Origin of the sequence: Acinetobacter sp. (assembly GCF_045628685.1) — a bacterium.
GTDB lineage: Bacteria > Pseudomonadota > Gammaproteobacteria > Pseudomonadales > Moraxellaceae > Acinetobacter.
In genome coordinates this window covers 1-15,428 of sequence record NZ_JAZQPV010000128.1, presented here as the reverse complement: position 1 = coordinate 15,428, position 15,428 = coordinate 1, and the positions used below count along the sequence as shown (strand labels likewise).

Sequence of the window (15,428 nt, the reverse complement as noted above, 5' to 3'; positions counted from 1 at the left end):
CATTTTAATGCTTAGGCTATTTTTAGATTAATCCAAAGGTTTAGTTTCTGCAAGGCTTTGCCTATAATATGCCATTAGATCGTTTTTGCAGGAAAAGTTCATGGTTCAAAAGATTGAAGCAACAGATGTAACCGAAGAAGAAGCGTTAAATGCTGCTTTTTTTGAACGTGCTGATGAATTTATCAAACAAGCAAATGAATTTTGTCGTGTTGAAAAAGGTTCACAAGTGAAACCCGCTGAAATGCGCGGTCAAGTTAGTGCTGCAATGTTGTTTGGTACTGCCCGTTTTAATACCTGGGTTGCAGCCAATAACTTCAAAGATGGCAATGAAATGCGCGATGCCAAAGATCAGGTCATGTCTTATATTTTGCAGCAGTTTCAAATGATGCTGGAAGATAACTATGATGAATACTGTGAACAGTTCGAAAACTATTTACGTTTCCGTCACAATGAAGAGTTTCATGCCAACAAGCATAACCATGATCACAAGCACGATCATTGATTAAAATATGAAAAGCCCTGCGGGGCTTTTTTTATTTTCTGTAATTTATCATATTGACTTTAAACTGATTTTAGCCCCATATAAATTGAACAATAAATAAACTAAAACAAGGCATCCTATGCAGCAACTTCCCTTCCCGATGATTGACCCGCATATTCACCAATGGGATCCGTATAACACGCCACATGCGGCAGCGCTCGCTGTAAAGCTGTTTGGCAAGCATTCCAGATTGCTGGATAAGATGGTCCGGCTACTAAAGCCTAAAGATGTAATTGAAACAATTGGTTTGACCCAGCATCTGACCGCACCTTACCTGCCTGCAAATTACAAGAAAGATGTAGGACATTATGACGTTGAGCAGATAGTACATGTCGAAGCCAGCTGGCATGACCAGCAAGGCACAGGCGTCGTGGATGAAACCCGATTTATCGCCGAACTTCCTTTTGATCAGCATAATATCCGGCTAGGGGGGATTGTCGCCACGGCGGATCCACGACAGAAGAATTTTAAGCAACTGATTCAACTGCATCGGGAAGCTTCTCCAAAATTTCGCGGCATCCGTAAAATGGCTGCGGTACATCCAGATAAAGGCATTCATGCCTGGGCCAATGAACCGCATCTTTATTGCAACAAAGATTTCCTGAAAGGCTTTGAGGAACTGGCCAAGCAGGATTTAAGTTTTGATGCCTGGGTTTATTCTACCCAGATTTCTGATGTGAGTGCTCTAGCCAAAGCCTTTCCAGATACGCCTATCGTGCTGGATCATCTAGGCACACCTGCAGGCTTATTTGGCAAAGTGGGCAAAGCCACAGGCAAGACCGAACAAGAACGTGCCCAGATATTTTCAGACTGGAAAGAGCAGCTGGCTGAACTGTCCGAATGCAAAAATGTATCTACTAAAATGTCTGGCTTGTTTATGCCCGTTTTAGGCCATGATTTTCATCAGCAGAAACGGTTGGCAAGTAAACAGGAATTATTGGAACGGGCAGCTCCCCTGATTCAGCATGCCTTACACTATTTTGGTTCTGAACGTGTGATGTTTGCGTCCAACTTTCCGATGGACAGTGTCAGCAGCTCACTCAGCAATATCATTGATACCTTTAGCGATATTGTTCAGGCCTACAATGAAAACGCGTTAAAGCCGATCTTTTATGAGAATGCTAAAGCGTTTTATAAATTATAAGAATAAGAGTCTGGATCCTTAGAAAAGGAGGAAAATACATATGCTCTGGGAAGAAATGATCGCTAGTCCCTTGTCAGAAAAAAGCTTTTATATACTTGCTTGGTGATCTGTTTTAGTGGAATCGCATCCTACTATTACCAACATATTACTCACTTACCCTTTAATAAAGATATCGCTTTCGGAGCAATCTTAATATCAGGTGGTATTTTCCTATTTCTTTTTGCCACCTTCTGGTGGAGCTTACCCATCGCTGTGCTATCTGGCGTTTTAGGTGGAATCCTGTTTACCAGAAAAGTTACTTAAATTGGGGCTTTTATTTATATTGAAAAATAAAAACCCCCTCACTTGAAGGGATTTTTTTATTTACCCATACTATGATTGTTTAACTTGCTTACCATACTGATCAGCCATCACTTCAACCAGTTGATCCAGCTTTATGTATTTCTTGATCACTGCATCCACATCGGCTTTGGTCAATTTGGCGAGCGCCTGATCACGTTTTTCACGGAACAGTAAATCACGATCATGTTCTAATTGTGGGGTTAACATTTGATGAATATTGCGCTCATCTTCCAAAGTAGTAACCCGTTTTTTCAGAATATTTGCTTTCGCCGCTTCCAGTTCTTGCTCGGTCACACCTTTAGTCAGCAAGTCATTTAAGACTTTATGCACACTTTGGGAAACTTGAGCCGATTTGCCTGCTGTGTAATTGGCTTCAATGGTTAATGCACCGGAATCAATCCACTCATCCAGCTCAACATTACTGCCAAAACCATAAACCAGCGCATTTTTTTCACGTAACTCTTGCGCTAAACGTGAAGAGAGTTGTGAGTCGCCTAAAATATAGCTGAATACGATTAATGCGGTAGCATCAGTATGGCTTGCCCCAGCAGGGAAAGTCAAAATCGATTGATAATTACCGAACTCACGCTGTTCGGATAAAGCATGAATTTTTTGTGCCGGATAAGCTTGATAATCTGAGCTAAGACGTTGATATGGCAATTGTGCTTTCCAGTCGGAAAATTCCTTTTGCAGCAATATGAGCATGGGTTTGGCTTGATAATCCCCCGTAATCGCAATTTGTGCATGGTTGCTAACGAAGAAATCCTGATACAGTTTCTTTACTTGCTCAACCGTTGCTGCTTTAATTTGTTGCTTGGCCAGATCCGGCTCAAAATGGTAACGCAAATCACCTGGCTGATAGGTTTCGAGCAATCGGGTCATGGTGAGTGTCGCAACAGTTCCAGGCTCGGTATAAGGACGATCCAATACAGATAAAGTTTGTGATTTAATCAAATCAAATTGTGATTGTTCAAACTTCGGATTTTTCAAAACCTGCATCATAAATTTGAAATAGTCATCAAACTTTTCTTTTTTTGCCACAACCTGAATAGTAATGCTATTGTCTGATGCTGTTGCTGTGGCGCTACCCCCTGCTTCAATTGATTTATCAGCAATATCTTGCAAGCTATATTGATCTGATCCACGTAATAACAAATACGCCATCAAATCGAGTATTTCACCTTTATTGAATAATGATTTTTCAGTACCAAAATCGACAGAAATGGTAGCATAGGTTTTGTCATCACGTGTCGATGTAGGATATAACGCGTATTTAATACCATTCTGCAAAGTTCCGCGTTGAATTTTCTTTTCGGTATCGACTAGATACTGTTTTGAGGTTTTGACATATTCAGTCACCTCTTGTTTATAGACGCTACTATCTTTTAAAGGTTCTTCTTTGACCTTAGTTTGATCAAGCATTTTGGGTTGTTCAGATGCTTGTTTTTGCTCTAATGCTTTTTTCTGATCTTCTGGCGTTGGTTGGATATCCCCTGAAATACGATGTTCGGGAATTAAAAAATGGGTTAAGGTTTGATTGACCTCAGAGAGCTTTAATTTTTTCACATTCTCCAGATCAGTAAAATATTGTGGCCAATTTCCTCGATAAGAAACGTAATAATCACTTAAACGACCACCCAATGCTGCAGCATTACTCTTAATATTGTCTGCCTGATTCTGAATCAGGTTTTTGACCCGATTCAGCTCAGTTTCATTAAATGGCTTGCTTTTTTCTACCCCTGCTATCAATTCCGATTGGACTTTCTTCGCATCATGATTTGGGGCATAAACCGCGCCCATGAAAACCAAGTTAAAGTCTTGATCTAGCCATGTGGTGGATTGAACTCCAGTACTTATCCCTGTTTCGACGATATTTTGATAAAGATGACCGCTTGGCTGCATGGTATATAAATACGGCGCTAAGGCGAGTGCAGATTTGATCTTTTCATTCTTGCCATTCAGATAAATATTGAATTTGGCCAGATCACTGCCCTTTTGTACTAGAAAATTTCTGTTCTTAATTTTGGTTGAATCAAGGACTGGAACTTTAACTTGTGCAGGAACTTGTCGTGTTGCAATTGGACTGAAGCTTTTATCAATCTGCTTTAACACTTCCTCTTTATCAAATTTTCCTGAAATTATCATTACCGCATTATTCGGTGCATACCAGGTACGGTAAAATTTGTTCAGCTCATCCATTTTAATGGACTGTAATTCGTTTAAGTCGCCAATCGGTAAACGCCCCAGATACTGATTGCCATAAGCCGACTTCCACATTTGATCCATCATGACTGAAAAAGGCTGATCCATCCGAACTTCACGTTCGCGTTTCACAATTGAAATTTCAGCAGGTACAAACTTTTCTTGCAGAACCAGTTTATCCATTCGTTCCGCTTCAAGATGAATCACTTCATTAATTGCATTCTGTTCTGGGCGAATAATATTGGTATATTTAGTCGAATAATAATCGGTGCTTGCATTGGTCATTAAGGTGTATTGATCCAGACGGCGCTGAAACTCTTCGCCTTTAATATTCTGCGTCCCTTTAAATGCCAAATGTTCCAATAAATGCGCCAAACCACCTTTACCTTGCGGATCGTTTAATGAACCAGTGAGATAAACGGTATTCATAAATACTTTATTTTCTTTGTCATTTTGCGCAAGAACGACACGCAAACCATTATCTAACTTATATTCCTCAATCTTCTGCTGAGATTTTACTAAAACAGGTTCTGACCAAGCTGTTGCACTAATGCCGAAAAATAATAAAGAGATGGTAAGTTTTTTAAACCGCATTAACATAATTATTCCAATTTTATTCAACAATATGAATTTTTATAACCCACGACATCTTAGAAAATGCTTTTGATTTTTAGTAGTGGTTTTTTGAAAAAACAGCCGTTATTCCAACGACTGGGTAGCAAGTTGCTTATCAACTTTTATAAATACAGCTCTGCCTGCATATATAATTTTGCATAACCTGAAATTTCAATCCGTTCATTTTCAAGCACAACACAATGCAATTCCCCGCCACGTTTTGATGCCTGATACGCCAGAATTTCACTTTTAGCGAGCTTTTCAGCCCATAACGGCGCAATGGCAGTATGAATTGAGCCGGTAACCGGATCTTCATCAATACCATTGGCAGGTGCAAAATAACGCGAAACACAGTCATATTGTTCGGCTTGTGCAGTTAAGGCTAAATCCACACATGTCCCTTGCGCTGTAATGGCAGTTCGTATTCGCCCCAGTTGTTTCAGCAATTCCAGATTTGGCATTTCATCGATAACATCTTGCGGATTTTCATATTCCACAATATAGGCCTGGCTATTCAAATAGACATTTTTGAAGGGCTTGCTTAAAGCTTGATTTAAAATTTCAGGATATGTGTCAACTTTCTCTGCACGGCGAATAGGAAAATTCATTTTGATTTTGCCATCAGGCTCTTGAGCAACCACAAAGATCCCCAAATTTTTCACATGAAATTGAATGACTTTTGCTGATGTAAAATCTTTGAACAGCACAAAACTGCTGGCTAAAGTGGCGTGTCCACAAAAATCCACTTCTGTGGTCGGCGTAAACCAGCGGATTTCATAATTCTCTACATCAATGATTTTAACAAAGGCCGTTTCAGACAAATTATTTTCCAATGCAAGATTTTGCATCAAGGTTTCATCTAACCATTGCTCGGTCACAATCACCGCTGCAGGATTGCCCTTAAACAGCTCTTTGGTGAATGCATCTACCTGATACATTTTCATATCAATTTATCCCATTTTATTTATCGCCATTTTACCGGTTGAAAACTTGAATATATAAAAGAATTAAAAATAATTTTCATCGATTCTTTGTACAAACATACAGAACATACAGATAGTTATGACTTTATTGAAAATTAAGTTTTCTTATTGATTAGCAATCTTCTACTGGCAAAAAACCGGCATTAACGATAGCTTATTCATATCTCTCTCATTGATCGCCTATCTCATGACTTTTCAAATTCATATGATTGATGTCAAAAATCAATTACAAAACTATATTTGGTTATTAGAGCATACGCCAAGTAAGGAAGTTGTCGCGATTGATCCAACCGAAGCACATTTGGTAGACGCCTACTGTGCAGAAAACAATTTAACGCTGAGTCAAATCTGGCTGACCCATTGGCATAAAGATCATACAGGTGGCGTACCCGATCTTTTACTCCATCGCAATATTCCTGTCTATGGTCCACGTGATGAGTTGAGTAAAGTTCCTTTTATTAGCCATCCTCTGCAACATGACGCCCATATTACCTTCCATGACTTAGATATTGAAGTTATTGCCGTACCGGGTCATACACTCGGACATATCGTCTATTTTATTGATGCTATAGATGTTCTTTTTTGCGGTGACACGCTTTTTGCGATGGGCTGCGGCCGGGTCTTCGAAGGCACCTATGAGCAAATGTATCATTCGCTTAACCGCTTAGCTGCTTTACCTGCCCGAAGCAAAGTGTATTGCACGCACGAATACACCCTTTCAAATGCAAAATTTGCATTATACGCAGAACCGGACAATCTGGCGATTCAACAACGTTTCGAAAAAGTTAAAGCTCAACGTATGCTCGGTCAATGCACGCTACCCAGCACAATTGAATTGGAGTTAGACACCAATCCATTTTTAAGGGCTGAAAGCGTTAAGGAATTCCAACGTCTACGGGAGTTAAAAGATCATTTTTAATATGAGGCGAATATGTAAGTTTTATAAAATCTGATGTGTTTGCGCATACGCATCTATCTCTGCTTGAGTCGCCACACGGGTCATATTCATTTCATCAACACGAACCAAGAGCAAACCACCTAAAGCAGGTTGATAACGTCGGGCACTGCCAAAAGGCGTATAAGATACTTTTGATTGTTCCGCAAAGATCAGCCAATCTTCATGTCCCAACATGACAGCAACAGGAATCAAATCTTGTTGCTGCATATTTTTAATTTGCTTTAATACATATTGTTCAATAGTTTCTATGGTCATTTCAGTCTAATCATTTTCATCAATACTTTACTCAGAATGGAATCTCCCTGCACAGCGCAATATATTTTATCTTTTTTCATCCCGTGAAGCACTGTCATTTTTTGTAGCTATGAAATTGTATATAAAATACTCATAATTTTCCGACTCAATTTGGTATTTCTTAAGAATCTACAAAAGAACGCAAAGATAAAAACATTAAAGCTACATTGAAAATTGTGTATAAATATTTCCACTTTATATAACTATTAAATTTAGATTAAAATCAATTGTATATATTCATTAACTTAGCTATTTGGATAAATTTAATCTTCATTTTTCGCTATTCTTTATTCAAATATTGCTGTAAAAAAATACAAATTTCTTTATTTTATAAAAACAGCACAAAGCTACCCTTTAAAAAAAAAACTGCATCCCTATTATTAATTTATTAATACTGCAATATATCTAATATACACAAGGAGTTCTCTCGTGAAGAAAGTTGTTAAAGCAAAAAATTTGATTGCCTTTCGTATTTGGCTAGAAAAATTAGGCTATTCGGTGAAATCATTAACCGATAATCGCGGATTTACTTTTAGTTTTAAAAAAGAATATGGTTTAGTCACCTGTGATTTGGCCGGTAATTCACTGGCTATGCAACTCGGCGAAGAGTTTGAAGATCATTTAAAAGCTTAAAAATATATTGCATGTTTGAATCACGATAAAAATAATTTACTCAAATCATTCTTTAAAATATATTTTTAGAATATTCTTTAAAGCCTCCTTTTTTGGGGGTTTTATTTTATCTTTCACTTTTGTTCAGACAATAAAAAAGCAAGGTAATATACCTTGCTTTAATATCTAGATGGTGGGGACGGAGAGACTCGAACTCTCACACCTTGCGGCGCTGGAACCTAAATCCAGTGCGTCTACCAATTTCGCCACGTCCCCATCAGGGTACTAACATAATGTTAGATTTGTTAAAACTTGGCAGAGGATCAAGGACTCGAACCTTGACGAACGGTTTTGGAGACCGTCATGCTACCATTACACCAATCCTCTATAGCCTTATTACCAAACAAGTTTGATAATAATTGGTGGGGACGGAGAGACTCGAACTCTCACACCTTGCGGCGCTGGAACCTAAATCCAGTGCGTCTACCAATTTCGCCACGTCCCCAATGGCTGTGTATATTATAGAGATCGATTCCTGATGACAAGACCTTTTTATGAAAAATCCACTTGTTTGTTTAAATAAAAAACAAAAACGGTTTTTTTGTATTTTTATTGAACGTTTTCAGTGAGTAAGCACTGTTTTGCCGTATAAATATCGGTAAATCTTCGCTCTTTTTGCTTCGCCAACATCCCCGATAAAAGCTTTTTAAAAATTAACACATGCTCTGGAAGTTCAATATTTAACCTCTGGCAATGTAAATAAGCCCAATCCTGATAATTTTCTGCTGTTAAACGCTGCCCTGTAAGCCATTCATAAAAAATAATACCTAGAGCATAAATATCGCTCTGTACCGTTTTGCCTGCTGCATGAAAAAGTTCAGGTGCCATATAACGTGGAGTCGCAGTCAAACTTTGCAATTCTTGGGGTGAACTGATTTCTTGTACCTGCTCAAAATCAATCAAATACACACGTTGCTGGTATTGAACAAAATGCTCTTGCTTTAAATCGGCATGAATCCAGCCGAGTTGATGCAATTGATCAACCACATGCAGAACGTTTAATAACATTTCTTTAATCTCATTGAGCGGCATAGTAGAACAATCACTTAATAGCGAATCTGCATGGCTCAAAATTAAAGCAGGTCTTGTTCTCCCCGATTCCGATTGTGCATCAGTTTTTAAATGAGCGATTACTTGAAAGGGCAATAAAAAATCAGGCATGGTACTGGAAGAATTGGGTTGATCTGCATATTGTTGATAAAAAGCCAATTCATTTAGAAAACCAGCTTCATAACTTTGATTGACATTGCCTGCCTGTGTTTTTAGCCAGTAGTGTTGTCGCCGATATTCAAAGCTAAACAAGGAACGCCCAAAAGTTAAACTCTGGGGCTTGGTCTTTAGAATCAAATCAAAAGAATGAATATCTTCAGCATCAAACTGCAATAAATTCTGCTTCTTTTTGCGCGGGATCATCTTGATAATTTAAAAGTTCCAGACAATGGAGAATGGTTTTACCAACACGAGCATGTGTTTCAATAGAGGATATTTTAGGCCAAGTCGCGCGCTCACCCTCTCGTTGTAACAATTTAAACAAATATGGTCGCGGGTTCTGAAACATATAACTATAGTGTCGTAAGCTATAATCACCGACAATATTTACATCGCCATAATAACCTTGATCAATCACACCAAAACCATGATCGAGCAATCGTCGTACTGGTGGAATTTTTCCGACTCGCCCACGGGCAAAGTCCATAATCCCTTTACTAATTACTTTCCCCTGACGACGAATAATCCGTTCTGGCCAACTCAACAGATCTCGACGGTAGCGCTCTACATCACTTTGCATAAACGGCACAATATGAGGATTGACCTGACTGGCGATGGTATAATTTAAATTATACAGTCTCGCCATTTTTTCTTGAGGGAAATCACTGCGTACACTACCATCCACCCATCGTGTATTTGCCATATAAGGAGTTAATTGCCCATTTTGGCGCTTACTGGTGAGCTTAACTGGTGGAAATAAAATAGGAACTGCACAGGAGGCCAATACCGCACTCCAAACCAGCAAATCTGGCGAAGTATAAGCATTCATAATACGCGCTTCTTGTGAAGCATCATATGGGGCAACAGCCACATTAATATGCAAGCCAGAGATTTTAAAGGCTTCTTCAAAGGTCACATCCCCCAAATTCTCAACCAAGAATTTCTTTAAGTACATCACATCGGCAACCCCCCCATTCCCTTTTATAATGTCGCTAAATTTACGGAAATGAAAAGCCTCAGTAAAAAAGTTTTCGCCATTTAAAAGACCGGAAATATCTGACGGCTTTGAAGTTCCTAACATTGCTGTCATAATTGCACCCGCGCTCGAACCCGATATCACTTTGGGCATTAAATCTTGTTCAAGTAGCGCTTTACATACTCCTGTATGAAACAATCCCAACGTTGCACCACCTGAAAACATGATGGCAGGTTGCCCATATGCCTGTTTACAATGTTCGAAAAATTCAATTTTCTCGGCCCGACATAAACAGGAGCACCCTTCTGAAGCAAGGTAGGCAAGACTTTCACTGACTTCTTCCACATAATCTTCTATGATTTTTTTTGTCCCCACATATGTGGCAGTAAACAACATCGGATTTGCAATATTAGCAATATCGTAGCTCAAACCTTCACGTAATATATACATAAGATCGTGGGTACGTTTTTGAAAACGGTAGCGTTTTAACCGGCTTAATCGCTCGGAAATAATTTCGGCATCAAAATAAGGTGAACAGTTATCATATTTCCATTCTTGAGCACCGGTTTCTTCATCTATTTCTAATGCGATACTTTTCCATTCTTCATATGTTTCAGCTGTTTCAAGTTGGCGCTTTAATTTTTTTATGCGATACGCTTGATGTGGATTAATATCCTGTGTGAAATCTTTAAATAGCATATCTATCCCTCAAAAACTTTCATTTTTATTTGCAACTGATGATAGGTTATCACACATAACATTGACAGAATACTCGGTGAATTATCATTGCAAAAATGCCTATTCCATTAGCAAATCCTGACTAATTGATATACAGTTCTTCAATAAAACCACCCTTTTACTTTTACACGTATAAGCTGAACAATCATGGCAACAATTGATTTACCTGACCATATCTTACAAACACTCTCTACCGTACTCCAACAGCTACAGCAAAATTTACCAGAACTTAAACAGGAAACTGACTTTTCGGCATCTGCTTATAAATGGCAAGACCAACAATTAAAAGCCATTCAACAGCCTAAAAAGATGTATTTGAATGATTTAAAAGGGATTGAGAGACAAAAAGAAAAAGTCATTCAAAATACCCTGCAATTCCTTAAAGGCTTACCCGCTAACGATGTTTTACTTACAGGCTCACGTGGTACAGGTAAATCGTCGATTGTCCGTGCCCTACTGACTCAATATGAAGCTGAAGGTTTACGCTTAATTGAAATTGAACGTGATGATTTGTCAGATCTTCCCCTCATTCAAAAACTGATAGAAAACCGTCCGGAAAAGTTTATTGTCTATTGTGATGATTTAGCTTTCAACGCAGAAGATGAAAACTACCGTAGTCTAAAAAGTGTTTTAGATGGCTCATTACAATCGGGTTCAAGTAATTTTGTGATTTATGCGACCAGTAACCGTCGTCATTTATTGCCAGAATTCATGCATGAAAATACGCCTGTCACCCGGGTCGATGTGCCGCAATATACTGAGCTACATCCTCAGGAAGCGATTGAAGAGAAAATTTCGTTATCTGACCGTTTCGGGCTGTGGTTGTCATTTTATCCAATGGATCAAAATTTGTATTTGGAAATTGTTGAACATTATTTGGCAAAAGCCAATATACCTTTAGATGAATCCACACGTGCCGAAGCATTGCGCTGGTGTCAGGCGCGCGGACAACGCTCAGGGCGGGCTGCCTATCAGTTTTCTAAACACTGGATTGGTTCACAGCAATTAAAATCATTATAAGTTTTTGATGATGAAAGCCATGGCATGAAGAATACAGTGGCATTGGGTATGATAAAAACGCCTCAATTTATCTTAAAAATCTAGCTATTGAGTTCATTTAATCATTAAAAAAGCTCCGCAAAAGTGGAGCTTTTTTATATTGAACTTTATTTTTTATCGCCAATAATCGTTGACCAGAGCAAATCCGCAATTTCACTACCATTGAAGTAAACAGTCGCTTTAAGTGATTTAGGCTGATTTTGTTTCACTTCGATCACCTGATTATAGCTATCTGTAATTTCTAAAACTCCCTCACTCGGTAGATGTTCATAATGATTCAATCCGGTTTCTTCCATTTTGAAGGGACCGGTGGTATTAAAATCAAATTTGTAACGAAAATCTGCCAGATAAGGCTGCCCGATAATAGTTCCCTCACTTTTTAAAGTCCGGCTTCCATTACTATATTCATCGACCAAACTATAGACATAATTGAATACCTGAAGATATTCCTTACTATTTTCATTAAACCCCGCTCCAGATATAGGCGCAGTCGTATTTTCTGCTACACGCTGGAATTCAAGCTGATCAATTTTATAAGTTTCTGATGCACCAGATAAATTGTGTACTTTAGTATGAACAATGCTGCCAGAAATCAGATAGTCATCTTTAAGATTAAAATCTACATTAGAACCATAACGCACCTTGTTAAAAGTCAAAGTGGTGGTATCGCCATTGACCGTTTGTGTAATACTCGAACCCTTACGATAGGTTTTATCCAGAATAATGCAATTGTCCTTATTTTCTTTTAATTTAAGCATTTTTACAGCATTTGTTGTTGTTACTTCGGCACATAAAAGGTTCGGATACTTGATAGTATTTATACCCAGGTTATAAATTTTTACCAAGCGAGCAGTACGTCCATAAGGATATTCACCAAAAGACTCTCCGATCATATGGCCTAGTGCGACGTTGTAATCCGTATCATTACTAGTGCTGCCATTCATTTTATCGCGAATTTTATCTATCCAGAATAGGCTGATCCTTAAAAGGTACAAACTCATCTGAAAGCTCTGGAGAAATCGTATCATTCGGTACATTGGGAGGAGTGGTCACAGATGACGGGCTATCAGAACTACTGCCTCCCCCTCCACAAGCACTTAATAATCCAGATATAAAAGTAATTCCAAATAATGTGATTTTCTTTTTCATGAGATTCTATTCCCTAAACTTTATTTGCATTTTTATTTGAAGATGGATATTTACCGTATAAAAAATCGCAAGTGAAACTCCATCACCGCGTTTTAATCTGCTTTTTGCCTGACCTTATCTAGAGTTGATTAATTAATATTAATTAAGGCGAATTTTTTTTCTGTAATTTTATTGTATATTTCAAATAATATAGGGAAGTCAGCAATACGAATGTTTTGACCTTATACTCTGTTATTCTAGCTAGCCCCATTCAGGCATTTAGCATATATTGGATAAAATAACGTTTAGAATAATGTTTATATCATTTGTAACTTGAGCAGTAAAAACTTAATGACATGCTCTGAACTTGAAAAATATTGCATGATAATTTTCAGTTCTTTTCATGCAATTTAAAATGAATAGAGAGTTCTTTCATAAATCATTTTTGTTCAGCTCGGTGTTGGAAATTTCCGCAATTAAATTGCATCTTAAACCAAGTCTTTTGCCTCATCTCGATAACGCTCAGAAAGGATCAAGAAGGTTTTCAGGCGGCCAAATACAGGCTCAATGCATGTTCCTCTTTTATGGATTGCTTGAGTGTGGATTTTTAGTTCAGAATTCAGTTTAAAGCACCTTTTGGCTTTTAATGGCAGCAGACTATTGGGATACAACCTATACCCCCCTGATCGCCTTTATTTTCTCGGATAAAAGCTCTAAAAGAAATCCGGTTTAAATTTCATTTAAACAAATCGAAATCATATACGGCACCACGACGGATAGATAAAATCAGAATTTGCTTAGTCTTGTAATAAATTATGACCTTTACTTTAAAGGTATGGTCTTTTTGTGCCGCTCTAGCTTTTCTTCTGTTTTTTGAGACCTTTGTGTTGGAATTTCTATGGCATCTACGATCACACATTGCAGTCTATGCCTTCACCTTCAGATAAATGCTTCGGTAAATTAAACAACCTGGACTGAATCAGGCAGTCTTTAACATTGCTGTACAATTTTCTTAAGGCTGTAGGCTCTGAATATCGTATAACGTGTCACCAACGGTGAAATAACGTTCGGTTATTCCTACCTATAGCACAAACAGAGTAGAATCTGATCCTCCATGCTTAACTTGGGTGGTCTGCCTTAGGCAGAGACATGCATTTTCAATTGCTCAACCTTTAAATAGAAGGTTGACCAGAAAATGCCAGTGTATCGCTTGAACTGAGTTTCATATAGCTTTTTGAATCGATGTATTTCATCGGTAAATTATCCATAAATTCGACGAAATATACCGTATAAATATCCACCAAAATGATGTCAGTTTTTGATTTATGAAACAGATCTAATAATGATTGTGCAAAATCCAATTAACATTTGTAATAATGCTAGATTATTTGCTTTAAGCTTTTTCCCCGAAGATTTGAATCATTTTATTTGGACCATATAAACAGCTGTCGTTGTATGCATTGCAATTTTAACATATCAAAGTCCACCAAAATGCTTCAAACTCTACAAAACTTTTTGAGAGTCATGAATATTCTTCATTATTCAGAGGACTCACACATTTCAAGGAATCTCCCCCATGAGTGATCACGAACAAGATTCATTAGCGCCTAAGCCTGACGTCAAACCATTTTCACGCAGCTTCGACTTTTCACTCGACTTTGAAAAGATTAATTTCAGAAAGCGTCCAGAGTTATATCGCATTGGTCGTGGTGAAGAAGGTGTTTTATTGGTTGAACCCTATACATCTGAAATTTCACCATTTTGGCAATTTGAAGATGAAGCTCAAGCCACTGAAAGTAGCGCGAAGATTTTTGCATTATTTTTAGATTATTTAGAGAAAAATGATTTTGTTGGCGCAGACATGGCAAGAAAGTTTTTGCTGATGGGGTATACCCGTGCGCGTCGTTATGCACATCATAAAAAAGGGACCCACAAAACTGGGCGTAAAAATAAAGGTGTTAGCTCTAAAGTTGAATTAGAATTGAATAAGGCGGTTACAACTGAAAAACAGCCACATAACAGTGAAGATAAGGTAAAAGCTGCGGTTGCGAAAATTTTTAAGGATAAAAGTGATCAAGCAAAATTAAATCCAAAATATATTGAGCTTAAACAAAAATTCAATGAATTGATCCGTCAGGATTAATTGAGTGCTGTTATTAAAATATCAATAATAGTTAATATTGAAAGGGTAATTTCAAATGTAGAATTTGCCCTTTTTTATTATTGAAAATCATTTTCAGCATATAAAACTTCATGGTTTTATTCTTGAAATTTCGAATTCAATTTATAGGTTTATTAGGGATTTTCAGATAAAACTGCCCCTACCCCAAATGCCGAAGAGAAATGAGATAAAGTAAAATTAAATAACAAGAATTTTAAATTGACACTTCAACTTAAGCTTTTACTTGAAAATAAATGACCAAAAGTAGGGTCTGTTGACATTTCAAGTATAGAATTTACCCGATAAAGGTAGCCAAATAAATACACAAGCTAATGCAACTGCACCCTCATAGCTACACTTTAGCTTATCATATCGTGTTGCTATTCCTCTGAACTGCTTTAACCTA

The 15,428-nt window shown here is 37.8% G+C and carries 11 protein-coding genes, 3 tRNA genes and 2 pseudogenes; 6 read left to right on the top strand and 10 right to left on the bottom strand.

All coding sequences use genetic code 11. The features are described 5' to 3' along the window. Positions 1–100: 100 nt before the first annotated feature. Together ACKI4H_RS16720 and ACKI4H_RS16715 are read left to right on the top strand one after the other, a co-directional pair. Complete coding sequence (locus ACKI4H_RS16720; protein WP_407307722.1) at positions 101–502, top strand: DUF3144 domain-containing protein; 402 nt, start codon at positions 101–103, stop codon at positions 500–502. A 118-nt stretch (positions 503–620) separates the two neighbouring features. Then, positions 621–1,685, top strand: coding sequence for an amidohydrolase family protein (locus ACKI4H_RS16715; RefSeq protein ID WP_407307720.1), 1,065 nt, complete (start codon positions 621–623; stop codon positions 1,683–1,685). Between the two features lie 372 nt (positions 1,686–2,057). On the opposite strand, the gene ACKI4H_RS16710 is transcribed toward ACKI4H_RS16715, so the two are convergent. Further along, on the bottom strand, positions 2,058–4,829 hold the full coding sequence (locus ACKI4H_RS16710; RefSeq protein ID WP_407307718.1) for a M16 family metallopeptidase: 2,772 nt from the start codon (positions 4,827–4,829) through the stop codon (positions 2,058–2,060). Between the two features lie 137 nt (positions 4,830–4,966). Next, entirely contained in the window at positions 4,967–5,788 is an 822-nt protein-coding gene (locus ACKI4H_RS16705) for a PhzF family phenazine biosynthesis protein (RefSeq protein ID WP_407307716.1), read from the bottom strand. Positions 5,789–6,014: 226 nt separating this feature from the next. On the opposite strand from ACKI4H_RS16705, the gene gloB reads away from it, so the two are divergent. Further along, complete coding sequence (gloB, locus tag ACKI4H_RS16700; RefSeq protein WP_407307715.1) at positions 6,015–6,746, top strand: hydroxyacylglutathione hydrolase; 732 nt, start codon at positions 6,015–6,017, stop codon at positions 6,744–6,746. A gap of 21 nt (positions 6,747–6,767) precedes the next feature. On the opposite strand, the gene ACKI4H_RS16695 is transcribed toward gloB, so the two are convergent. Beyond that, a complete protein-coding gene (locus ACKI4H_RS16695) occupies positions 6,768–7,040 on the bottom strand; it encodes a hypothetical protein (RefSeq protein WP_407307713.1) in 273 nt (90 codons plus the stop codon). Positions 7,041–7,508: 468 nt separating this feature from the next. Between ACKI4H_RS16695 and ACKI4H_RS16690 the strand changes: the two genes are divergently transcribed. Continuing rightward, on the top strand, positions 7,509–7,712 hold the full coding sequence (locus tag ACKI4H_RS16690; RefSeq protein ID WP_004648669.1) for a hypothetical protein: 204 nt from the start codon (positions 7,509–7,511) through the stop codon (positions 7,710–7,712). Between the two features lie 170 nt (positions 7,713–7,882). Here ACKI4H_RS16690 and ACKI4H_RS16685 read toward each other — a convergent pair. The 5 genes from ACKI4H_RS16685 to ACKI4H_RS16665 all read right to left on the bottom strand — a co-directional run bounded on the left by ACKI4H_RS16685 (position 7,883) and on the right by ACKI4H_RS16665 (position 10,635). Beyond that, a tRNA-Leu gene (locus ACKI4H_RS16685) sits at positions 7,883–7,967 on the bottom strand. A 37-nt stretch (positions 7,968–8,004) separates the two neighbouring features. After that, positions 8,005–8,078 (bottom strand) — tRNA-Trp (locus tag ACKI4H_RS16680). Between the two features lie 33 nt (positions 8,079–8,111). Beyond that, positions 8,112–8,196: transfer RNA gene (locus ACKI4H_RS16675), tRNA-Leu, on the bottom strand. Between the two features lie 104 nt (positions 8,197–8,300). After that, entirely contained in the window at positions 8,301–9,134 is an 834-nt protein-coding gene (locus tag ACKI4H_RS16670; RefSeq protein WP_407307710.1) for a serine/threonine protein kinase, read from the bottom strand. Next, entirely contained in the window at positions 9,124–10,635 is a 1,512-nt protein-coding gene (locus ACKI4H_RS16665) for a DUF3336 domain-containing protein (protein WP_407307708.1), read from the bottom strand. Before ACKI4H_RS16665 ends, ACKI4H_RS16670 begins: the two co-directional genes overlap by 11 nt. 186 nt (positions 10,636–10,821) lie before the next feature. Here ACKI4H_RS16665 and ACKI4H_RS16660 point away from each other — a divergent pair, with 186 nt between their 5' ends. Next, on the top strand, positions 10,822–11,694 hold the full coding sequence (locus ACKI4H_RS16660) for an ATP-binding protein (RefSeq protein WP_407307706.1): 873 nt from the start codon (positions 10,822–10,824) through the stop codon (positions 11,692–11,694). A gap of 146 nt (positions 11,695–11,840) precedes the next feature. Here ACKI4H_RS16660 and ACKI4H_RS16655 read toward each other — a convergent pair. Then, a pseudogene (locus ACKI4H_RS16655) lies at positions 11,841–12,882 on the bottom strand (hypothetical protein). Positions 12,883–14,437: 1,555 nt separating this feature from the next. On the opposite strand from ACKI4H_RS16655, the gene ACKI4H_RS16650 reads away from it, so the two are divergent. Further along, positions 14,438–15,004, top strand: a complete 567-nt coding sequence (locus ACKI4H_RS16650) for a DUF4385 domain-containing protein (protein WP_407307704.1) — start codon at positions 14,438–14,440, stop codon at positions 15,002–15,004. A 300-nt stretch (positions 15,005–15,304) separates the two neighbouring features. Here ACKI4H_RS16650 and ACKI4H_RS16645 read toward each other — a convergent pair. Then, positions 15,305–15,428, bottom strand: a pseudogene (locus ACKI4H_RS16645) (IS5/IS1182 family transposase); the annotation flags it as partial.